A 23,206-nucleotide genomic window follows, 5' to 3' on the forward strand; every position below is an offset into this window, starting at 1 on the left:
GTCCTCCTGATCTTCTTTACGCTTCTTCGTATGCCAGCTCTGTCTCTGCAAGATTCAAAGCTTCCTCAATTACTTTATCCATATCCATGTAACGGTACATTCCCAGACGTCCGCCGAACAGCACATTTTTTTCCTCCAGAGCACGGCGCTCATACTTGTCAAACAGTTCGTCGTTCTTCGGGTCATTGATGGGATAATAAGGCTCTTTCCCCTTCTCCCACGCTGCCGGATATTCCCTGGTGATCACCGTCTTAGGCTGTGTACCGAACTCAAAATGCTTATGCTCAATGATCCTGGTGTACGGAACCTCATAATCCGTGTAATTCACCACTGCATTGCCCTGGTAATTTCCCATTTCCAGCACCTCTGTCTCAAAACGCAGGGAACGGTACTCCAGCTCGCCGTAGCAGTAATCGTAAAACTCATCGATCATTCCGGTAAACAGCACCTTATCAGCCTGCGCCGTCAAAGCCTCCCTGTTTGCAAAAAAGTCGGTCTTCAGGCATACCTGGATGCCCTCCAGAAGCTTTTTGATAATGCGGGTATAGCCTCCCTTGGGAATTCCCTGATAGGGATCCTTGAAATAGTTATTGTCATAGGTATATCTAAGTGGCAGGCGCTTGATGATAAATGCAGGGAGCTCCTTGCATTCCCGGCCCCACTGCTTTCTGGTGTAGCCCTCCACCAGTTTTTCATACACATCCTGACCAACCAGCGCCAAAGCCTGCTCCTCCAGGTTTTTCGGGTGGGTGATATGCATTCTGCTGATCTGCTCCTGGATCTTTGCTTTTGCCTGTGCAGGCGTGCGTACGCCCCAGAGCTGATGGAAGGTGTTCATGTTAAAGGGCAGATTGTAAAGCTCATCCTTATAAACCGCAATGGGTGAATTCACGAAATGATTGAATTCCGCAAACTGATTCACATAGTCCCAGATTTCTTTTTTGGATGTATGGAAAATATGTGCACCGTAGCGGTGTACCTGAATTCCTTCTATTTCTTCCGTATAAATATTTCCGCCGATATGGTCTCTTCTGTCAATTACAAGACATGTTTTTCCCCTCTTGGCAGCCTCATGGGCAAATACTGCCCCAAACAGTCCGGCTCCCACGATCAGATAATCATATTTTTTCATTCCTGATGCCCCTTTCTGTCAGTGCTTCTTATAAAGTTTTATTATACCAAAACTTGTTAAAAAATGATAGCCCCTAACCAAAAGAGTTCCAATAACCAAAAGCCACCGCTTTACAGTCCGAAAGGGCCTGCAAACGATGGCTTTATTTTCCTTACAGCACTTAAATTGTTTCGATTTTAATGGTGTTAGTGTTTCCTGTCTTGCCGTTGATCTGACCGCCGGTGAGTACAATGCTGTCGCCTTTGTTCAGGCCGAAAAGCTTTTGGGCACATCTGGTTCCGTGGTAGAACATAACATCCTGGGAATTGAATTCTTCGCTGAGTATAGGTGTCACACCCCAGCTCATATTCAGCTTCCTCCATGCCTTCTCAGAGGTGGTCATGCCGATAATATCCACAGGGCAGCGGAAACGGCTGACCATGCGGGCGGTCATTCCGCTCAGGGAGCTTACCACGATTCCCTTTGCCTTCACGTCGATCGCCATTGCACAGGTACCGTGAGAGATGGCATCCAGGTTGTTCTGGATCTCATACTTGGTGGAATGGAACCATTCCGTATAATCGATCCTCTTCTCCGTAAATTCTGCGATTTCTGCCATGTTCTTTACTGCTGCAACCGGATATTCGCCTGCTGCGGACTCACCGGAAAGCATGACTGCGGAAGTTCCGTCATAGACTGCGTTTGCAACGTCGGAAATCTCCGCACGGGTAGGACGCGGATTGTGGATCATGGATTCCAGCATCTCCGTTGCTGTGATGACCCTCTTGCCCATCAGACGGCACTTGCGGATCAAAAGCTTCTGTACAGAAGGCACTTCCACAAACGGAATCTCCACACCCAGATCACCGCGGGCTACCATGATTCCATCCGCAATGCTGCAGATATCGTCAATATTCTCAACGCCGGCACGATTCTCGATCTTTGCGATGATATCAATATTTTTGCCTCCGTTTTCATTCAGGAAGTTACGGATATCTTCCATATCCTGCTTCGTAGATACGAAGGATGCTGCCACAAAGTCCACATCATTTTTAATACCGAACAGGAGGTCTTCTTTATCCTGCTCACTGAGGTATTCATTCGCCATAAGGCGGTTGGGGAAGTTCATGCTCTTTCTGTCAGATAATTCACCGCCTGCGATCACCTTACACACAGCATTGGTTCCCTCCAGGCTCTGAACCTCAAAAATAACCAGTCCGTTGTTTACCAGGATCGTATCTCCAACCTTCAGGTCCTCAATAAGATGCTTGTAGGTAACCGCAACTCTTGTCTGGTCTCCCACAATATCATCCGTGGTAAAGGTAAAGGTATCGCCGTCCTCAAGGCGGATCTTCTTGTTTTCAAAGGTCTTAATGCGGTATTCCGGACCTTTTGTATCCAGCATGATCGCAATGGGAAGATCCAGCTTTTCGCGGACTTTTTTTACAAGGTCAACTTTTACCTGATGTTCCTCATGGCTTCCATGGGAAAAATTCAGTCTGGCGATGTTCATACCAGCCTGACACATCTGGGTCAGGGTTTCCTCATTATCACTGGATGGTCCGATCGTACAGATTATCTTTGTCTTGCGCATTTGTAGCCCTCCTCATATTTTCTCTTTTTTCGGCTGCAAGCTTATATTCCGTTCTTTGCTTTACAAATTTTGTAAATATAAATTAGTATAACACATTTCCTGAGAAAATACATCGGGATTTTTTACTTTTTCGGCTCTGTTCTCAACGCCATGATCAGAAATTGCAGGAGCACATATCCCACGATCATGGAGGTAAGATAAATCTGGATTCCGGAAAGCTGCCCTGTCAGAGCCGCCCAGGAATCTTTTCCGGCTCCCGTCAGGTATGCGGTCATCTTGTTCGTTGCCACGATTCCAATGCACATGGGGAAGGTCATGCCCGCAAAGCCCGGTGCAAAAGGAAATGAGAAAAATTTCGGAAGCTTTATGATAATAAAAGCCAGAGATGCCAGCACACAGGCATATAAAAGGAACAGCAGAATCTGATTGGGATTTTGCTCCACATTCAGATAGCTGACCACACACAGGCTGCAGGGTGCCAGAAGCACAGCCATGGTGTGATATACGGCAGGCTTTACTTCCACAGTAACCAGCCTGCGAAGCATAAACGGAAGGATCACAAAATAAACGATGATCCCATAGTAAAGCACGATCTTCAAAACCGGTCCGGCATTCATGGAGCCGCCCACGACACAGCTTACCATGATACCATTATAGGTAACGTACCAGCTCGGGACAAAGGTATTGATATCTCTCTTTTTGATCACATTCCGGTAGGTAAACACCAGGATATGTACTGCATGAACAGCAAGGGCTGCCATCCAGATTCCTTTTCCCAAAGCCGGCACATAATCAAAATAATAGCTTCCCAGAATCATCAGAACCATGGTAAAGCCTGCATAGAGACTGCAGGGAACCACTGTTTCGTACTCTTTTTTACAGGTTTTGGGGAATTTTACGATCTTAACTACGTACAGCAGGATAATCACCGTTGCCGCCCACATAGTCAGATGGCGTACCCAGGTATATCCCATTCCCCCATATACATTGCTGAGGGTCAGGGCTCCCACAAAGGTGGGCAGCACGGGCACAGGCATTCTCTCTAATCGTTCCATACACTCTCTCCTTATGCTTCATCAAAGTAAAATTCAAAATTTTCTTTTATGTGGAAGAAATCGGAGTAATCAATATCAAAGATTGGCTTTTTCACCTTTCTCACATCGATCTTCCGCGCGATCAACTGCTGCAGGATTCCGCCGTAAGCCAAATCCCCCTGAAGTACGGCTCCCACGATTTTTCCGTCTTTATGCAGGATCTTTTTATAGGAGTCCTTTGTCTCCTTCACCTCTGCCGTAACCCCTTCGTCCCCGCAGTTTACATCTCCCAGGGACATACTTGGGATTCCCAGGAAATTCATAGTGGATTTGCTGGCAAAAAAATCCGTCATCTTTCTTGGCACTCCCGCCATATTGCTGGCGGCAACAATGCCTTCCTTAACCGCAACAGGCCAGATGGGGCTTGTTCCCGACACGTCTCCGGCTCCGTAGATGTTGTCATCACTTGTTTTTCCGGTTTCATCATAGAGCAAACCGAAACGGCTTGTCTCAATTCCTGTTCCCTCCAGAAATTCCACATTGGAACGCACGCCCGCCGTGACAACCACATAATCACAGGGCAGCCTTGTCCCATCAGTCAGCACGGCTTCCCGGATCATCTGCTCCTCATCCAGAATCACCTCGCTGATCCCCACACCGTAATACTGACGGATGCCCTGCTTTTCAAAGGCATCCTGGTAGGTTTTCGCCGCTCTTTCGTCCAACTGCTTGGAAAGGAGCCAGCCTGCCATCTCCACCATGGTCACCTTCACACCCAGCTCCAGAAAGCCCACGGCACAGTCCATACCCACAAGGCCCGCACCCATCACGATTATGTTCTCAGCTTTCTTTGCGACCTCCTTCAGAACCTCCATATCCTCAATGTTGCGGAAGCCCACCACATTTTTTGCCTCCTTCAGGTTCTTCACCGGAGGCACAAAGGTATGGGAACCTGTGGCGATGAGAAGTTTATCGTAGCTGACCTCTTCTCCGTCCTCCAGGAGCACCAGCTTTTCCCGGGGCTTTAAGCCCACACAGCTTCTCCCCTTCATCCAGTTCACCTTGTAAAGCTGTTCAAAATCCTGTTCCGCGAAGCATAGCTGTTCCATATTCCGCTCACCGCTTAGATACTGGTGAAGGATACAGCGGGAATAAATGGCTTTATCCTTTGAGATCAGGACAATCTCACTGTTTTTATCAAGCTTCCGTAATTCTCTTACTCCGTTGACACCTGCTGCCGAGGAGCCTAAAACCACATATTTCATCAGCCTACACCTCCACCAACGTGATCGCCTGCATGGGGCATTTTTCCACACACATGGGCTTTGCACTTCCGTCTTCACTTCTGTGTACGCACATATTGCATTTCATGATCTCCTTCTGATGGATGCTGTCGTATTTCAGGATTCCATAAGGACAGGACATGATACACATGTAGCAGCTTGCACACTGTTCTTTGTCATACTCCACATATCCGGTAACCGGATTCTTTTTCATGGCCCCTGTCATGCAGGTGTACACACATTCCGGTCTTTCACAGTGGCGGCAGAAAATTGGCGCCGGTTTTGTCTCACTGTCTATTGTCACACGGTTTCTTGCATCCGTGCTCTCCATCTCATGGCTGACCACACAGGCAGTCACACAGGTCAGACAGCCGATGCAGCGGCTTCGGTCAATTTTTATACGATACATAAGCCCCTCCTAACATTTCTCGAAACGAACCGGTGTTGCCTTGTACGATGGCTCTTTTGAGTAAGGATCATACAGGGACGGCGTCAGCTTGTTGCATTCTATATAGTGGATTGGTGCGTACAGCTCCTCATACTGCACGTTGTCCGTAATCTTCACCGCAAACACGGCGTTTTGTCCGTTTGCAGAGTATACCTGTATTTCATCCGTTTCCTGGATGCCATTCTCACGGGCAAGCTCCGTATTCATGTACAGATATGCTTTCTTCACGGAAACATCTTCCACGAACCGCACTTCCTTTGTCCGGCTTTGTGTATGCCATTGCCCCACGCTTCCACGGCCTGTATTCAGCACATAGGGAAATTCCTCCGTAGTGGGAAGCGGGTTCTCCATCACTTCCTCAAACATAAACTGAGCCTTTCCTGATGGCGTGAAGAATTTTCCGTCTCCGTACAGGCGCCGTTGTTCTTCCCTGTTCTCCTCTTCCTTACCTTCCGGATAAGGCCACTGGATCCCATGAGAATTTTCCAGCATCTCCCAGGTCACGCCTGTAATATCACACGCCATTCCCCTGGAGCACTCCCGCATCAGATTGAAGCAGTCTCTCGGTGTCTCCCAGCCCTTCAGGGCATCGCCCATCCCCAGCGCCTTTCCCACGCCCAGGATTGCCTCATAATCGGAGATCTCATTTTCTCCCCGCTCAAGGACAGGACGCATAGCCGCCAGACGGCGTTCCAGATTGATGTAGGTTCCCTCTTTCTTGATCCCCGGCACTACCGGGAAGAATACGGTACAATCCTCCGCGCTTTCGATGGTGTCATAAATATCCTGGACAACAAAAAGCTCCAGCTTCTTTGCCGCACTTGCAAAGGTTTCGTTATTGGTCCAGCTATGCCTTGGATTGGTGCACAGGATCCACAAGCCTTTAATTTCCCCTGCATTGATGCCCTCGATGATCTGGTTGTAGGTCTTGGTGGGCTTTTCTGCAAGCATATCCTCCCCTACTCCCAGAACCTGGGAAATCCGCTTTCTTCTGGCAGGATTGCTAAAATCACCGCCTCCGAAAAACACCGCGGTATTGCTGTAGGAACGGGACCCCATGGCATTGCACTGTCCTGTGATGGAGTTCGCCCCTGTACCCGGCTTTCCGATATTTCCGGTCATCAGTGCCAGATTGATGATCGCCTGCGCCGTGCGCACTGCTTCATACCCCTGGTTGACACCCATGGTCCACCAGAAGGATACCCTCTTTCCGCTGTGGATCAGCTCCACAAGCTCCAGGATCTGCTCTTCCTTCAATCCGGTTCCTTTTGCTCCCCGTTCCAGGGTATAGGATCTTACAAACTCCCGGAAGTCCTCAAACCTCTCCGTATGCTCTTCAATAAACGTATGATCCAGATAATCCTTTTCAATAAGCTGGTTGGCAATGGTGTACAAAAGGAGAAGGTCGCTCCTCCATTTCAGGCCGTACCAGTGATCCGCATTCATGGCAGTTTCCGATTTTCTGGGATCGATCACGATGATCTTATGATCCGGCACCTGATTCTGCCTTACTCTTCCCCACAGGATCGGATGGGCAACCACCGGGTTTGCCCCGATAAAGATGATCCTGTCAGACAGCTCCAGATCCTTCAGCGTGAATCCGGGCGCGTCGAAGCCATAGCTCTGCTTGTGTGCCACTACCGCAGTTGCCATACAAAGACGCGTATTTCCATCCACATTGGCTTTCAGATAGTTTCGCATCACATGGCCGAAGATGGCAAATTCCTCCATGGTAAGCTGTCCCGTACTGATTCCTGCCACGCTTTCCTGGCCGTACTTTGCCTGCAGCTCTTTCAGCTTATCCGCAACATACTGGAATCCCTCATCCCAGGAAACCTCACGGAAGCTTCCGTCCTCCTGCCGGATCTTCGGCAGGCTGTTCGGCTTTACGGTCTGCTGCTGTTTGTCCAGAGATAACCCTTTAATACAACAGAAGCCGTCGTTCACCGGATAGCCTTTTGTCGGAACAGTCTTGATCACCCGGTTGTCTTCCACATAAAAATCCAGATTACAGTCTATGGCACAATAATTACAGGTAGATTGTATCTTTTTCATAGCTCCCCCTTTTACCGGTCAAAATGGATACCATTCCAGTATACGCACTCTTTCATGATCGTCTCCGGCATCAGCTCCACACCGTCCAACGCCCATTTTTTATACTCTTCAAAGCCTACACGGTCAATAATATATCCGATATGTTCTTTTCCGCCCGGAGCGTTGGGAGAAATATGCTCTTTCACAAATTTGTAAGTATTCAAAATGATCTTGACGATATTATCTGCATCTGCCCATACAAGGAAATCTTCGCCCAGACGGGGATTGCGCTTTCCGGTTCTTCCCATGATGGTGAGCTTATAGTATTTCTTTTTGCTCCGTGTCAATGCCCTGGTAGGACATTTGGTAATGCAGACGCCGCAGCCGATACATTTTTCTTCATCACGGACGATCTTATAATTTTCCACGCGCAGCGCATCCACGGACAGGCTTTTGCATCCCTTTACACAAGCCTGGCAGTTGACGCAGCGTGACGGATCATACTGCGGCATGGTCATACCGATGATCCCAAAATCGTGCATTCTCGCTTTCGCACAGTCATTGGAGCACCCCGTAAGGGCGATCTTAAAGTGCAGGTCGTTTGGGAAAACCTCCTTCTCGATTCTCTTTGCCAGCTCCGCGGTATTGTAGTTAGCAAAAGGACAGACATTATTACCGATACATGCACTGATATTTCTGGTTCCTGATGCAGGATATCCGGTATTCGGGTCTGTCTGGTTGATCTCCAGCATTTCAATGATGGGCTGAAGCTTTTTATTGATCTCATCCATATCCTCCAGACGGATTCCTTCGATCTCAAATCCCTGGCGGGTAGTGAGATGCACATAGCCATTTCCGTATGTCTGTGCAATATCCTGTACCATTCCCAGCACTTCTGCGTTTAAGTATCCGCCCGGGACACGGATTCTGGATGCCCCGATTCCTCTCTCCTTTGATACACGGAATGCGTTCTTTTTTAATTTTTTTGTATTAATATCCAATCCCACTTACGCCACCTCCTAATCGATCAGTTCTTTTCCGTCTACATAGTTAAATACCGGTCCATCCAGACAGATATAGGTGGAGCCGATCTTACAGTGCCCGCATTTTCCAAGGCCGCAGCACATCTTCCGTTCATGTGATATCCAGATATTCTCTTCCGGCACTCCCAGTTTCAGTATTTCCATTACTGTGAATTTTATCATGATCGGCGGTCCTACACAGATAAATGCCGTATTCTCTATATTTTCAAATTTCAGGTCCGGAATGTATTTTGTAACCATTCCCACTGGTCCATCATAGCCTTCCGGCGCGGTATCAACGGTCTGGAGCACCTGGATCTGCTCCTTCCAGAAGGTAAAATCATCTTTAAACAATACGTCCTTTGGTGATTTAAAGCCTGCGATCAAGGTGGTGTTCACGGCTTCCTCTGTATGATGTGCAAAGTAATCTACCACGCCCCGCACAGGAGAAAGTCCGGTACCCCCCGCAACGACTACCAGCTCCCTGCCTTTATAATTCTCTATGTCAAAACCGTTTCCATAAGGTCCGCGGATAAAAAGGCGGTCGCCTGCGTAGTTTTCAAAAATTTCATTGGTGACTTTTCCTACCCGACGGATGGTAAAATCCACAGTTCCATCCCCAATGCCGCTGACAGAAATAGGTGCCTCCCCATATTTCGGTATGGAGATTTCAAAAAACTGTCCTGGCTTTACCTCTCCGTCAAACTCCATACGGAACGTATATTCCAGGTCTGTATGTTTTATCACTTCTTTAATGGTTGATAACTGAGGAATATATTCGTTTCTCATGCTTCTTCCTCCTTTGCTAATCGGTTGACACAGTTTGCGTATGAGATATATTCCGGGCATACATCATCACAGCGACCGCAGCCTACGCACATCGGGTATCCAAAACGTTTCTCGTAATCATAGATTTTGTGCATTACCTTAAACCGCATCCTGTCTCCCTGGCTCTGACGGAAGCCGTGCCCTCCGGCCATATCTGTATATCCGTCCACCTGGCAGGAAGCCCATACACGGCGTCTCTCTCCCACTTTGGGGTTATCCTTATAGAAAATATCCTGCATAGTAAAGCAGGTGCAGGTGGGACAGACGAAATTACAGCGACCGCAGCCGATACAGCGTGTCCCATATTCTTTCCATATTTCTTTGGTAAAGCTTTCATTGGAAAGATTTTTGGGAAGTGTGACCTTTTCTTTATTTTCCGTTACATAGTCGGGATGTACCTCTGCCTTAGTACCTGCTGTTACGGTTTCTTCCAGCTCGCTGCATTTGATATCCACATAAACCTGTTCCCCGTCAGCCTTCAGATAGGCATCGTAATTGTCCGCCTGATTGGTTCCCATGCTGACACAGAAGCCGGACTCGCAGGTTTTGCTGCATCCCATAAGGATGAATTTGGCGCGTTCCCGCACTCTTGCATAATAGAAGTCTTCAAAGCCGTTTCTCAGATAAATTTCATCCAGACGTCTGACTGCATGAAGATCACATGCGCGCAGGAAAATCAGAATATCCTTTTCCGGTCCCTTCGGAACGGTTGTCTGATCTTCCGTAAAGTAAAACAAAGTCTCATTGATCGCCAGCAGGACTTCTTTAAATGAATAATCTGATTTTTTCACCCATTCGATCTCATCGAGAGAAGTGACCTTTCCATACCGGATAATATCCGTATCAGAGAAACACCCCTCCCCTTCCATCAGCCTCGGTGCAAATACCTCATACTTTTCCGTCCAATTGTGGAACATCTGCCCGGCTTCCGTTTTTGATAATTGATATCCCATAACGACTCCTTTCTCTCTCGTTCTGATTTTTTTGCTGACCTTACTTTATCAAAAAACGCAAAAAGAATTCTGTGATTTTCATCACAGAATTCTTTTAATCTCTTCATATTTTCATTCCATTTTACCAGTCTTATAAAAATCCGCTATTTTCTCCTGGTCCGTAATGGTAATTCTCCTTTTCTGTATCTTCAGAAGCCCCAGATCAACCAGCTCACTGCACAGCCTGGATGTATTTTCCCGGGATGCCCCTAACATATCTGCCAGCATAGTAACAGACAGATTCAGATCAATCTCAACGCCATCCGGCCTTTGGATTCCAAAATCTCTGGACAGCTTCCAGAGCTTTGCAGCCAGCTTCTGTTTCATACCAACGCTTCCCAGGGTATTCTTCAGTTGATGTCCCATCCGCCAGAGTCTCCACTCCTGCTGCTTCAGCACAGCGCTGGTAAGTGTAAAGTCCTCCTCCATACATTTCTGGAAAAGCTTCTTGGATACCGCAAATATGCTGCTTTTTTCCAAAGTTTCGCAAAACAGCGAGGCCGCATGTTCATACAGCATATGTTCATTGAGAAGAGCACCCTCTCCATATATGAAAATGATCTTTCTTCTTCCCGTATGCGTCAGATTGTAAACCATGGACTTTCCGGACAGTTGGATATATACCTGATCAACCTTGTCCCTTGCCCTCATCAGAATGTGCCCTCTGGGAAATTGCTTTATGCTTCCTGCACTCCAAAGCTTTTCCAGGGTTTTCGGCGTTACATTCAGAAAAAAACTCAACCTGTATAATTCGTTTTTTCCCTGCATGGTATACTCCTTCTTTGATTTATCCGGAGGCCCCAATCCTATGCTACATGGCTTTTACACGATCGAATTCATCTGTAATTTCCTTTGACGGAGCCTTTGTAGCAAGGCTGACAACCACAATACAGAGCAGGCTTAACAAAAAGCCGACTGCCAGTGAATAAAGTCCTGTAACAGCTCCAAGTGTCTGTCCGCCGACCAACGGTATGTAATCCCAGATAATGACCGTAAGACCGCCGCTTACTATACCAGCCACAGCGCCCGGCAGATTCGTTCTTTTCCAGAACAGCGACATGACCACGATAGGACCGAAAGCGGAACCAAGCCCTGCCCAGGCATTGGAAACAAGCCCCATAATGCTGCTGTCCGGATCCCATGCAATGAAAAAGGCAATAACCGCGATCACAATAACGGTAACACGGCTCACGCGAAGAATCTCCTTGGAGTCCGCATCCTTATTTACATAATTGTGATACAAGTCCTCTGAAACGGCAGACGCCGTTACCAGAAGCTGTGAATCCGCGGTGGACATAATGGCAGCCAGGATTCCGCAGAGGAAAATGCCGCCGATAAACGGAAGCGCCAGCTCCTCCGTAAACAGCTTACGGATCATCTCAATAAATACGCTCTCGGAGGAAGCAGTTCCGTTTTCTCCCAGAATAACAGGAAGCAGGAAAGCACGTCCCACAACTCCGATCACGACTGCAGTGCCCAGAGAAAGAATATCCCAAACAATTGCAATAGCCCAGGATTTTTTCAGCTCTTTTTCGTTCTTTACTGCCATGAAGCGTGTCAGAATATGCGGCATTCCGCAGTAGCCAAAGCCCCACGCGAGCTGTGAAAAGATTTCCACAAAGGTATACGGACGGTCGCCATTCTGAAACGGATTCATAAATGCCGCTGCGCCGCCCACAGCACCGCTCTCATTGATCAGCTCTGTAAGATTTCCCGGAAGCATCATATATGCCACAATAGGAACCACCAGCAGTCCGATCAGCATCAGAAATCCCTGTACAAAGTCTGTCACACAGACAGCCATAAAGCCGCCCATGAAGGTATAGCACAGAATAACTGCAGCACCGATTGCCAGAGCCACATGGTAGTTAATTCCAAATATGGTAGTAAACAGTTTTCCTCCCGCTGCCAGCGCGGAAGCGGTATATACCAGGAAAAAGACTACGATCACAATGGATGAGATCAGAAGAAGAATCTTCTTTTTATCCCGAAAACGGTTTTCAAAGTAAGCCGGAATGGTCAGGGAGTTGTTTGCTGCAATGGTGTATTTACGGAGTCTGCCGGAGATAAATACCCAGTTACAAACCGTACCGATAAACAGTCCCACTGCAATCCATACCTGCCCTGTACCAAAGGCATAGATTGAACCGGGAAGTCCCATGAGAAGCCATCCGCTCATATCCGATGCCTGAGCGGAAAGAGCAGCCACCCAGCCGTTCAGTCCTCGTCCTCCCAGGAAATAATCCTCAGAGCTTGCTGTTTTTTTCATATAGACTGCACCAATCGCTATCATGATAAGCAGGTAAACAGCAAATGCAGCCAGAATGATCAATGTTGTTCCACTCAAAATCTCTCCTCCTCTTAAAAAAAGTAAAATAATCTTTATTACTTTACCACATTATAGTACATGATTGCAACACGTATTTTGTTCAACTTTCCTTTTCTTTGCCATAACTCTTTGTGCAATCTGCCTTTTTCTCAGAGGAGAATGCTTTTTCCCCTTTTTCAGATATATATTTTTAATATACCACAATGCCTTTTCTTCGCCGCAGTTATACAGAATACGCAGAAGTCCCTCCAGCTCCTTCTTTGTCTGTGGGTGTACAAACCAGAGTTTTTCTTTGCTTTTCAGATAATACTCCAAAGGCTGTTTGTTATTATAAGCATCACCCAAATAGGTACGGGATGCACTGATACGGTCCATCACCATCTCTGCCACATATTTTCTGGGCATCTGTGCCCCCATGATCACATGCTCACCGTCCAGACAGTAATCCACCCAATGCTCGTAATGGTGACGGTTCCTTCCCTTGTGATGAAGCCACGCGGTGGATACTCCTATGTCCTCCCGCTCCGCATTATTAGGGCTTCTGTTTCCCTGATAATACCGGCAGCCCACCAGAAATTCAGCAGGGCTGTATTTTGACAGATCGTGAAGCAGCCCCTGTTTATATAGTCCAATCTTAAAACAGTAGCGCATCACCATAAGTTTATGCTTTGTGATCGTTTTGAAGTGAAGCCACGGGTGCATCTGTTTCTACCTCCTGTCTTCCCATGAGTACCACGATCGTGCGCGGGCTGATCTCAACGGATTTTTTGAACCCTTCTGACGGTTCCGTACAAAAACCGTCTGCTTCACCGGTATCCATGACCTTCTTCCATACCATACCGTCCGGAAGGTTTGGAAGGGCGATCTTTCTGTTTTCCCAGTGAAAATTAAAGCCGATATAAATAAAATCATCCGGTGTCCCATCGGATTTTTCTGCATAAGCCCCGCAGTACATCACACCCAAAAGCCGGCTCGTATTCTCAGAATTACAGTACCATGCCCGCTCCCCGTGGAATGACATATCCGGAAAACCGTTTGCCAGATAGTCCGTCTCCTTCATCTCCTCCTTCATATGAAGGATGGGATGGTCTTTACGGAACTGAATCGCTTTTTTTACAAATGCCAAAAGCTTTTCATTCTTCTTAAGCCCCTTCCAGTCGATCCATCCAACCGGATTATCCTGACAGTAAGCGTTATTATTTCCGTTCTGGGAATTTCCGATCTCATCGCCGCCGTATATCATAGGCACGCCCTGAGAAAAAAGCATCATGACAAAAGCATTTCTGATCTGACGTTCCCGAAGCAGACGGATAGCTGCCTTTCTGCTGGGACCTTCAACGCCGCAGTTCCAGGAATAATTGTAGCTGCTTCCGTCCATATTGTCCTCGCCATTTTCTTCATTGTGCTTATAGTTATAGGATACCAGATCATTCATGGTAAAACCGTCCTGACAGGTCATATAGTTGATCACTGCAAAGTCAGCCGGATTACGACGGATCCTGTACTGTACCGTCCGGACCATTTCTTCATCGCTCTTTAAAAAGCGGCGCATATCCTGAAGAAATCCCGGATTATATTCACCAAAGCATTTCTTTTTTGGAGTTTTTCCGTGATAAACCGCTCCTGTATCCATTCCTGCCGCCATGACCAGCGTATCTGCCAGGATTCCGTCTTTCAGGATCATCTCAACCGGCGCACCTTCTCCCAGGATATGGAAACCGTCCACATGATAATACCGTTTCCAGAACTGCAAAGTGCGCAGAGCGGTAAGCGGATTGACCTCCTTTGTGAAAAACAGTTCCATAATGCAGGCAATCCCGGCTTTGTGGAATGCTTTCACCATATCCCGAAATTCATTCTCCGGATTTTTTGTGGCACAATATGAGCTTTTCGGCGCAAGGTAAAATCCACGGGTATACCCCCAGTAATTCAACATCCCCTCTTTCCGGCGCGGTGAAACCATAGAATCCTGCTTCTTGTGCGCTTCCACCTCCATATACTCACAGGCAGGCATCAGCTCAACGGCATTGATCCCAAGCTCCTTCCAGTAGGGAATCATCTCCACAAGCCCGGCAAAGGTTCCCTTCTTTTTTGCTTCTATTTTTGCAAGCTTCGTATATCCTCTCACATGAACCTTGTAAAGGATCATATCTTCATAGGAAATTCCCGGCTGTACATCATCTTCCCAGTCATATGCTTCATCTATGAGAAAACCGCAGCGGATCTTGTGCTCATCAGTTCCCGCCTCTGCGCCATAGTGCCCCTTTCCCAAAATACTGTAAGCACAGGGATCTGCACAGATTTTGCCATTGATCTTGAAATTATATTCGTACTTCTTTGGATCAATGCCGGTAAGAAGAACAGAATAAATCCGTCCTGTCCTGTGTTCTTCTGTCAGAGGGATCTCCAAAAACGGTTCCTTTCCCTGCTTCTTGTACAGCAGAATGGAAACACAGTCCTCATCCTGTGTCTCCACGCAGAAATTATAGTCTTCCCCGATTCTGTTTGCTCCTAATACCAGCGGATATCCCGGTCGGGATTGGATTCTGGCATTTTTCTGATTTGTCATTTGAAAGCCCTCCTTATGTCAGTCTATTAATTCCAGTTCCACAGGGCAATGGTCTGATCCCATGATCTCCGTATGGATTTTTGCATCCTTCAGACGCTCTTTTAAAGATGGAGATGTGATAAAATAGTCAATCCTCCATCCGGCGTTCTTTTCCCTGGCTTTGAAACGGTAGGACCACCAGGAGTAAATTCCTGTCTCATCAGGATAAAAATACCGGAAAGTATCAATAAATCCGCTGTTCAATACTTCTGTAAAGCAGGCACGCTCCTCATCGGTAAAACCGGCATTGTTTCGATTCGTTTTTGGATTTTTCAGGTCAATTTCCTGATGTGCCACATTGAAGTCCCCGCAGCAGATCACCGGCTTCTTTTCCTGCAGCTTCAGGAGATAGGAAAGGAAATCCCGCTCCCACTCCATCCGGTAGGCCAAACGCTTCAGTTCACTCTGGGAATTTGGGGTGTACACGGTCACCAGGTAAAAATCCTTCATCTCGAGGGTGATCACACGCCCCTCCTTATCATGCTCTGATATTCCAATTCCGTATGATACGGATACGGGTTCTTCTCTTGTAAAGACGGCAGTCCCGGAATAGCCCTTTCTGTTTGCATAATTCCAATACTGATAATATCCCGGCAAGTCCAGCTTCACCTGATTTTCCTGACACTTTGTCTCCTGAAGGCAGAAAATATCGGCATCCAGACCGCGAAAACTTTCTTCAAAGCCTTTTGTCAGGCAAGCTCTGATGCCATTCACATTCCATGATATAAGCTTCATATGGACCTCCAATCTTTTTTATTTATGCGCTTGCGGCTTGTGCTCATCAAGTGTTCATATTATATCATACTTTTTTCTAACCTAAAACCTTCTTTTCAGCTTTTTCCGTCAATATCAACAATTACGGCTGTCAGCCGATCTTTTTCATTTACTTGCACATCCAAAATGTCGGTGCTATAATTGCCCTGTAAAAAGTATTCTGATTTTTCTCATATACGAGGGGGAACGAAAGATGGAAACTTATGTAATTTTTAAGGACCTGGCGATCATCCTGATATCAGCCAAACTGTGCGGACTTTTGGCTGCGAAACTGAAGGCACCCCAGGTCGTAGGCGAGATTTTGGCCGGTCTTCTCATTGGTCCCTGTGTGCTTGGTCTTGTACAGCAGACAGAGCTGATCAGCGGCATGGCGGAAATCGGTGTTGTACTGCTGATGTTCTTTGCCGGATTGGAGACAAGCCTGTCAGACCTGATGAAAACAGGCTGGAAAGCGCTTCTTATTGCGTGTGCCGGTGTATTTGTACCACTGCTGGGCGGATACCTGCTTCATAGCTGCTACTATGGCTTTGCCCCAAATGGCTCCAGCCAGTTTTATTCCGCAGTTTTTACAGGTGTTATCCTTACCGCCACTTCTGTCAGCATTACAGTAGCTTCCTTAAAGGAGCTTGGATATCTGAGATCTGAAACCGGAACGACTATTATGAGTGCGGCGATCATTGACGATGTGATCGGCATTATCGTACTCACCTTTGTGATCGGAATGAAAGATCCGGAGACAAAGCCAGCGTCCGTGATCATCAATACCGTACTGTTTTTTGTACTGGCTCTTGTGCTGGGTATGATCATTTACCGCATTTTCAAATGGCTGGATCAGTTATATCCTCATACAAGACGTATCCCTATTTTCGGATTCGTACTTGCTTTTGCAATGGCATATGTGGCAGAGAAGTTTTTTGGTATTGCGGACATTACCGGAGCTTATGTGGCAGGTATCATACTGTGCAGTATCGATGACTCCGAGTACATAGCCAGAAAAGTGGATGTCAGCTCTTACATGCTGTTTGCGCCTGTATTTTTTGCCAGCATCGGCTTAAAGACAAATATTGACCAGATAACTCCGTCCCTGCTTCTGTTCTGTATTCTTTTTGTGGCAGTGGGACTTATTACCAAAATCATTGGATGCGGGCTTATGTCCAAGGTTCTGGGCTTTAAGGGTTCGGATGCTCTGAAGATCGGCGTGGGTATGATGACCCGCGGCGAAGTTGCCCTGATCGTGGCACAGAAGGGACTGCAGGTGGGCATGATCCAGTCGAAATATTTTACAGCGGTTATCTTGCTGATCCTGGTGTCCTCGATTGCTACGCCGATTTTGTTGAAGGTTTTGTACAGTAGGAAGTAGGCGAGGGGGAAAGCTCGGAGAGCGAAGGCCGCATTCCCCCTCGCGCTCCCCCTTTTGGCCCGCTTGAAGGCGGTTGGTTTTTGGGAGTGGTAGGGCGGTTGGGTGGAAATCTGTGGGAATTTATAGACGAAGATTAGATAACATATGGATTGGGATTGCTTTCCTTGGCGGGTTCTGATACAATGGGGATGCTTAGGGAATGCAGGGCGGCATGAACTTAGTAGGAAATAGTAGAATTTTAGAGAAAAGTGAGGAAATTTTATGAGCGATACATGTGATTGCAATGGAAGCTGCGGTACTACTGGGGGTTGTAGTCCTAGTGATTGTGCATCTTGTGGAGGGGGCTGCGGTTCAGCAGAGCAGCATAGTACGATTACCCTTACCATGGAGGACGATACGGAGGTGGAATGCGCCATCCTGACAGTTTTTCCGGTGGATGCAAAGGAGTATATTGCGCTTCTTCCTTTGGATGAAAATGGGCAGAATGAGAGTGGTGAGGTTTATCTCTATGCTTTCAGCCGTACTGAAAACGGGGATCCGATGCTTGCTAACATAGAGGATGACGAAGAGTACCAGAAGGCTGCGATTGCCTTTGACACAGTTCTCCAGAATGCCCGTGAGGCGGAGGAAGCAGGCGAACCGCTGGTATAAGGGCCAACAGATGTTTGTAAAATGGAATAAAAAAGCGGGAAGAGCTTATGGGGTAAGTTCTTCCCGTTTTTTATTTATTGCTGCGGGGTATTTTACTTTCCTGTGGTGCTTCCAAGGCCGCCGTTTCGGATGTCTGTCACATCATCATCTACCGTAATTCCGTATTCTACAAAAATTCCCTGGGCAAAGCCGGTTCCGGCGGGAATTGTCACAGTTTTTCCTTCATTGGTATCATTGGTAAGCTTTGCAAAAATATGGCCTTCGTTGTCTGAGTAAAAGTAATCGCTGTCAATGATCCCAACAGTATTGTTAAACTGTAAACGGTATTTGAAACCAAGCCCGCTTCTGGGATAGCATTTCAGCACCCATCCCTGCTCCATCTCAACACGGATCCCCGTTGGAATTTTTACAGTTTTTCCCGGTTCCAGTGTAAACTCCACAGGGGCAAAAAAATCATATCCTGCGCTTCCGGCAGTGGCCCGTCTCGGCAGTTTGATTTCCGCATAGATTTTCTGCAGTTCTTCCTCCGAAGTCTCCCCAAAGGTATCCTTCCAGTCTTCTGCAAAACGTTCCCAACTTACCTTATGAAATTTTCCGATTCGTTTCATAGGCTCTCCTTTCTTCCGTGCAAATTACGAAAGAATGCCGGGCATGATCTGTCCGGCATTCCAGGTTATTTTATTTTTTCGGTAATCGCGCTTCGGGTCAATTATTTCTCAGCAGGTACATCCTTGATGCTGAAGCTCATTCTTCCCATCTTGTCTTTGCCAAGGCAAACAACCGTTACTTTATCACCAAGTGTCAGGACATCCTCCACCCGGTTGATTCTCTCTTTGCAGATCTTGGAAATGTGAACCATTCCCTCTTTTCCGGGAGCAAACTCGATGAATGCACCGAACTCCTTAATGCTTACTACACGTCCGGTAAGGATCTGACCCTGCTCAAAATCAGTGGCAATGATCTCAACCATGCGTTTTGCTTCCTGCATTGCTTTATCTTCCACACCGCAGATGGAAACAGCTCCCTCATCTGTAATGTCGATCTTCACACCTGTGCGCTCGATAATGGTATTGATGGTCTTTCCTCTCTGTCCCACAACATCACCGATCTTCTGCGGATCAATCTGGATCTGGATGATCTTCGGCGCATATTTGCCTACGGTCTCGCGAGGTCCGTCAATACATTTCTCAATTACTTCTGTAAGGATATATTCTCTGGCTTCCTTCGTACGGGCAATTGCCTCCTCTACGATCTGTCTTGTAAGACCGTGGATCTTGATATCCATCTGGATTGCAGTGATACCATCGTGGGTACCGGCAACCTTGAAGTCCATATCACCGAAGAAGTCCTCCAGGCCCTGGATATCAGTCAGCACGATATAGTCATCGTCTGTGTCGCCTGTTACCAGACCACAGGAAATACCGGCAACCGGCTTCTTGATCGGCACACCTGCTGCTTCCAGAGACATAGTAGAAGCGCAGATACTTGCCTGTGAGGTAGAACCATTTGACTCAAAAGTCTCAGATACGGTACGGATCGCATATGGGAACTCCTCCTCGCTTGGCAGTACCGGAACAAGTGCTCTCTCTGCCAGTGCGCCATGACCGATCTCACGGCGTCCCGGTCCTCTGGACGGTTTTGTCTCTCCTACGGAGTAGGACGGGAAATTGTAGTGGTGCATATATCTCTTTGATGTCTCAAACTCATCCAGGCCGTCCAGTCTCTGTGCCTCAGCAAGGGGTGCCAGAGTGGTGACGGTACAGATCTGGGTCTGTCCGCGTGTAAACATAGCGGAGCCGTGTACTCTCGGGATAATGTCAACCTCTGCTGCAAGCGGACGGATCTGTTTGATCTCACGTCCATCCGGACGCTTGTGGTCTTTTAAGATCATCTTGCGGACAGTCTTTTTCTGGTACTGGTAAACAGCCTCGCCAAGAACAGCAAGCCACTCTTCATTATCAGCAAAGGCTTCTTTCAACTTTTCTGTCACTGCTGCGATGTTGTTCTCTCTTGTCTGCTTATCATCGGAGAAAACTGCAACCTCCATTTCTTCCGGAGGTACGATCTTCTTGATAGCCTCAAACAGTTCTTCCGGAACAGCACAGGATTCATATGCGTGCTTTTCTTTTCCGCACTCTGCCACGATCTTATCAATAAACTGAATGATCTCCTGGTTTACCTCATGAGCCTTGTAAATAGCCTCGATCATTTTTGCTTCCGGTACCTCATTCGCGCCGGCCTCGATCATGATGACCTTATCTCTGGTGGAAGCAACAGTAAGCTGCAGATCGGAAATATCCTTCTGAGCCAGGGTCGGATTGATGATAAACTCTCCGTCGATCAGTCCCACCTGAGTAGTAGCACAGGGACCGTCAAAGGGGATATCGGAAATACAGGTGGCAATGGAGGAACCCAGCATAGCCGGAATCTCAGGATTGCATTCCGGGTCTACGGACATAACCATATCTACCAGTGTTACATCGTTTCTGTAATCCTTAGGAAACAGAGGACGCATCGGTCTGTCGATCACACGGGAGGTCAGGATCGCATGCTCGCTTGCCTTACCCTCTCTCTTATTGAATCCGCCTGGAATCTTTCCCACGGCGTACATTTTCTCCTCATACTCAACACTTAACGGGAAAAAGTCAATCCCCTCTCTCGGTGCCTTTGATGCTGTTGCGGTAGCCAGTACGGTGGTGTCGCCGTAGTGCATCAGAGCTGCACCGTTGGCCTGTTTTGCCACACGACCGATATCTACGGTAAGCGTTCTTCCAGCTAAATCCATGGAATAACTTTTGTACATGTCTTTTCTCCTTTTCTTTCTTAAATAATATTATGAACATGAAAACAGAAGCCCGAAACAACTGAAAAACCTGTTTATCTGACGCTTTATGCCCGCATAAACAGGCTTTTCAGTAGTCTCGGAAATAACTTCTGCTGTTCAGCTTTCAAAAAAGGGGCGGATGGATATCCGCCCCTCCGCATACCAATTATTTTCTTAAGCCTAATTTTTCAATCAGTGCACGGTATCTTTCGATGTCTGTTTTCTTTAAATAAGCTAACAGTCCACGTCTCTGACCTACCATTTTCAGCAGACCGCGTCTGGAATGATGGTCTTTGTGGTTGTTCTGTAAATGCTCGGTAAGCTCCTGGATCCTGGCGGTCAGGATTGCTACCTGTACCTCCGGTGAACCGGTATCACCCTCGCTTCTTGCATACTCTTTCATAATGGCTGCTTTTTTTTCTTTTGAAATCATGTTTCAAATCCTCCTTAAATTTTTTGGTAACGCCGCATATTAAGAGACGGTCGGAGTCTCCAACCCCTGAACATGGGCTATTTTCACACCTTGCCTAGTATAGCATACCAGAACTTTTCTGTAAACAATTTTTTCATCAAATTTCAACTAAAATTAATGCCCTGCTGCCTGCGCCCGCTGTTCCTTCTGCTGCTCGATTGGATCATCGTCCAGAAGCGAGAACGCAATGTTGGTAGCATGGTCAGACACACGCTCCAGACCGGAAATAATATCAGAATACATCATACCTGCACTTGCAGTACACTCGCCTCTTGTAAGACGCTGGATGTGGGATTCCTGAAGATCCCGCTCCGCCTGATCCACCTTATCCTCCAGGTCCAGGATCTCCTGCATATGCTCCTGATTGTTGTGAGAGAACATATCCAATGCGTATGTAGTCACTTTGATAACCATATCAAGCATACCGGAAAGCTCCCGTTTTGCCTGTTCGCTGAAATCAATATTCTGCTCCTGTCTGGAGATCGCGGCATCCGCAATGTTTTCCGCATGGTCGCCGATACGCTCAATATCGTTCACCACATGGAACAGGCCGCCCATACTTTTTGCGTCATCCGTGGGAAGCGTGGTTTCATTCACCTTCACCAGATAATTGGTAATTTCATGGTTCAGGAAATCAATCTGCTTCTCCACCTCATAAACCTCTTTGATATCATCTTCATCAAGAGTGATAAGAGCATTCATAGCACGTTCCAGATTGGTGATCGCCATATGTCCCATGCGCTCCATTTCTCTGGTTGCATCAAACACTGCCGTAGTCGGGGAAAAGACGGACTTGGCGCCAATAAACTGAAGCTGAAAGCCCTCTCCAGCCTTTTTCTCGTCGCCGCGGACAAACAGGCCGGTAAGCTTCACGATCTGCTTGTTAAACGGAGCAAGAAGCACAACCTCAACGATCTTGATCAGAGTATGTGCGTTTGCCACCTCACGTCCCGGACTATTACCGGAAATAGCCTGGATAAAATGTGTGATCGGCTCCAGCGCGATCATCAGGGCAGCAAACATGATAATGGTACCGATAATATTAAACAGCAGATGGATCAGAGATGCTCTCTTTGCATCGCGTTTTCCGTTTAATCCTGCCAGGAGCGCTGATACACAGGCTCCGATGTTGCAGCCTAAAATGATAAAGAAGCAGATACGGATATCAAGAAGTCCCTGGTTTGCAAGCAAAAGGACGATACCAACCGTAGCGGATGAGCTTTGGAGCACCGCTGTAACCACCATTCCTACCAGAACCGCCAGGATTGGATTTGTAAGGGAACCCATAACCTCCACAACCTGCGGTGATTCCTTCAGTACGGACATGGAGGATGACATGGTCGTCAGTCCCATGAACAGGATACCAAATCCCAGCAAAACCTCGCCTACCCGCTGAATCTTGATCTTTTTACTGAACATGACCATAATGACGCCTGCCATAACAATAGCCGGAGCCAATGCGGAAAGGTTAAAAGAAATCAACTGAGACGTTACTGTGGTACCGATATTGGCACCCATGATAACGCCTGCTGCCTGATACAGATTCATCAGCCCTGAATTAACAAAGCTGACAACCATAACTGTAGCGGCGCTGGAGGACTGGATGATTGCCGTAAAAAAGGTTCCTACCAGGATTCCTCTGAGGGGAGTTTTGGTAAAGAACTCCAGAATGCTTCGCATCTTGGCACCTGCCGCCTTTTCCAGGCTGTCGCTCATCAGCTTCATACCATACAGGAAAAGACCTAAACCTCCCATTAAACCAAGTATAATCTCTGCCATTGCTCAATTATCTCCCTTGTATTTTACCTATAATTCACTTTTTCTTTACTATTTTTTAACAAA

General features: G+C 47.2%; 20 protein-coding genes. 2 read left to right on the top strand and 18 right to left on the bottom strand.

Features of this window, described 5'->3' with window-relative positions; all coding sequences use genetic code 11:
- Positions 1–16: 16 nt before the first annotated feature.
- The 14 genes from glf to ACESZH_RS08045 form a co-directional block, all read right to left on the bottom strand.
- The gene (gene glf, locus ACESZH_RS07980; RefSeq protein WP_373214149.1) at positions 17–1,132 is read right to left on the bottom strand and encodes a UDP-galactopyranose mutase; all 1,116 of its coding nucleotides are present in this window, start codon (positions 1,130–1,132) and stop codon (positions 17–19) included.
- Between the two features lie 160 nt (positions 1,133–1,292).
- A complete protein-coding gene (pyk, locus tag ACESZH_RS07985; RefSeq protein ID WP_373214151.1) occupies positions 1,293–2,705 on the bottom strand; it encodes a pyruvate kinase in 1,413 nt (470 codons plus the stop codon).
- Between the two features lie 122 nt (positions 2,706–2,827).
- Positions 2,828–3,760 carry a TDT family transporter gene (locus ACESZH_RS07990; protein WP_373214153.1) on the bottom strand — a complete coding sequence of 311 codons (933 nt, stop codon included), beginning with the start codon at positions 3,758–3,760 and terminating at the stop codon, positions 2,828–2,830.
- An 11-nt stretch (positions 3,761–3,771) separates the two neighbouring features.
- Positions 3,772–5,004, bottom strand: coding sequence for an NAD(P)/FAD-dependent oxidoreductase (locus tag ACESZH_RS07995; protein WP_373214155.1), 1,233 nt, complete (start codon positions 5,002–5,004; stop codon positions 3,772–3,774).
- 4 nt (positions 5,005–5,008) lie between these two features.
- Positions 5,009–5,431: a 4Fe-4S dicluster domain-containing protein gene (locus ACESZH_RS08000; RefSeq protein WP_373214156.1), complete on the bottom strand. Its 423-nt coding sequence runs from the start codon at positions 5,429–5,431 to the stop codon at positions 5,009–5,011.
- Between the two features lie 9 nt (positions 5,432–5,440).
- Positions 5,441–7,525: a molybdopterin oxidoreductase family protein gene (locus ACESZH_RS08005; protein ID WP_373214158.1), complete on the bottom strand. Its 2,085-nt coding sequence runs from the start codon at positions 7,523–7,525 to the stop codon at positions 5,441–5,443.
- A gap of 11 nt (positions 7,526–7,536) precedes the next feature.
- Complete coding sequence (gene asrC / locus ACESZH_RS08010) at positions 7,537–8,505, bottom strand: sulfite reductase subunit C (protein WP_373214227.1); 969 nt, start codon at positions 8,503–8,505, stop codon at positions 7,537–7,539.
- Between the two features lie 18 nt (positions 8,506–8,523).
- Entirely contained in the window at positions 8,524–9,315 is a 792-nt protein-coding gene (gene asrB / locus ACESZH_RS08015) for an anaerobic sulfite reductase subunit AsrB (RefSeq protein ID WP_373214160.1), read from the bottom strand.
- Positions 9,312–10,307 carry an anaerobic sulfite reductase subunit AsrA gene (gene asrA / locus ACESZH_RS08020; protein ID WP_373214161.1) on the bottom strand — a complete coding sequence of 332 codons (996 nt, stop codon included), beginning with the start codon at positions 10,305–10,307 and terminating at the stop codon, positions 9,312–9,314. Before asrA ends, asrB begins: the two co-directional genes overlap by 4 nt.
- Positions 10,308–10,418: 111 nt before the next feature.
- Positions 10,419–11,114 carry a Crp/Fnr family transcriptional regulator gene (locus ACESZH_RS08025; protein ID WP_373214163.1) on the bottom strand — a complete coding sequence of 232 codons (696 nt, stop codon included), beginning with the start codon at positions 11,112–11,114 and terminating at the stop codon, positions 10,419–10,421.
- Between the two features lie 43 nt (positions 11,115–11,157).
- Entirely contained in the window at positions 11,158–12,693 is a 1,536-nt protein-coding gene (putP, locus tag ACESZH_RS08030) for a sodium/proline symporter PutP (protein WP_373214164.1), read from the bottom strand.
- A 51-nt stretch (positions 12,694–12,744) separates the two neighbouring features.
- Positions 12,745–13,377 carry a DUF5662 family protein gene (locus ACESZH_RS08035; protein WP_373214166.1) on the bottom strand — a complete coding sequence of 211 codons (633 nt, stop codon included), beginning with the start codon at positions 13,375–13,377 and terminating at the stop codon, positions 12,745–12,747.
- A complete protein-coding gene (locus tag ACESZH_RS08040) occupies positions 13,337–15,244 on the bottom strand; it encodes a Type II secretory pathway, pullulanase PulA and related glycosidase (protein ID WP_373214168.1) in 1,908 nt (635 codons plus the stop codon). The genes ACESZH_RS08035 and ACESZH_RS08040 overlap by 41 nt, the downstream gene beginning before the upstream one ends.
- An 18-nt stretch (positions 15,245–15,262) precedes the next feature.
- Positions 15,263–16,018, bottom strand: coding sequence for an exodeoxyribonuclease III (locus tag ACESZH_RS08045; RefSeq protein ID WP_373214170.1), 756 nt, complete (start codon positions 16,016–16,018; stop codon positions 15,263–15,265).
- A gap of 232 nt (positions 16,019–16,250) precedes the next feature.
- Here ACESZH_RS08045 and ACESZH_RS08050 point away from each other — a divergent pair, with 232 nt between their 5' ends.
- Together ACESZH_RS08050 and ACESZH_RS08055 are read left to right on the top strand one after the other, a co-directional pair.
- A complete protein-coding gene (locus tag ACESZH_RS08050) occupies positions 16,251–17,417 on the top strand; it encodes a cation:proton antiporter (protein WP_373214172.1) in 1,167 nt (388 codons plus the stop codon).
- Positions 17,418–17,678: 261 nt separating this feature from the next.
- Complete coding sequence (locus ACESZH_RS08055; protein WP_373214173.1) at positions 17,679–18,068, top strand: DUF1292 domain-containing protein; 390 nt, start codon at positions 17,679–17,681, stop codon at positions 18,066–18,068.
- Between the two features lie 92 nt (positions 18,069–18,160).
- On the opposite strand, the gene ACESZH_RS08060 is transcribed toward ACESZH_RS08055, so the two are convergent.
- The 4 genes from ACESZH_RS08060 to ACESZH_RS08075 form a co-directional block, all read right to left on the bottom strand.
- Entirely contained in the window at positions 18,161–18,676 is a 516-nt protein-coding gene (locus ACESZH_RS08060) for a deoxyuridine 5'-triphosphate nucleotidohydrolase (protein ID WP_373214175.1), read from the bottom strand.
- 101 nt (positions 18,677–18,777) lie between these two features.
- Positions 18,778–20,871 carry a polyribonucleotide nucleotidyltransferase gene (locus ACESZH_RS08065; RefSeq protein ID WP_373214177.1) on the bottom strand — a complete coding sequence of 698 codons (2,094 nt, stop codon included), beginning with the start codon at positions 20,869–20,871 and terminating at the stop codon, positions 18,778–18,780.
- A 187-nt stretch (positions 20,872–21,058) separates the two neighbouring features.
- Positions 21,059–21,325 carry a 30S ribosomal protein S15 gene (rpsO, locus tag ACESZH_RS08070; protein WP_373214179.1) on the bottom strand — a complete coding sequence of 89 codons (267 nt, stop codon included), beginning with the start codon at positions 21,323–21,325 and terminating at the stop codon, positions 21,059–21,061.
- A gap of 153 nt (positions 21,326–21,478) precedes the next feature.
- Complete coding sequence (locus ACESZH_RS08075; protein WP_373214181.1) at positions 21,479–23,143, bottom strand: Na/Pi cotransporter family protein; 1,665 nt, start codon at positions 23,141–23,143, stop codon at positions 21,479–21,481.
- Positions 23,144–23,206 lie beyond the last annotated feature (63 nt).

This window comes from Ruminococcus sp. 5_1_39BFAA (genome assembly GCF_964240875.1).
In the GTDB taxonomy this organism is placed as follows: Bacteria; Bacillota; Clostridia; order Lachnospirales; family Lachnospiraceae; genus Blautia_A.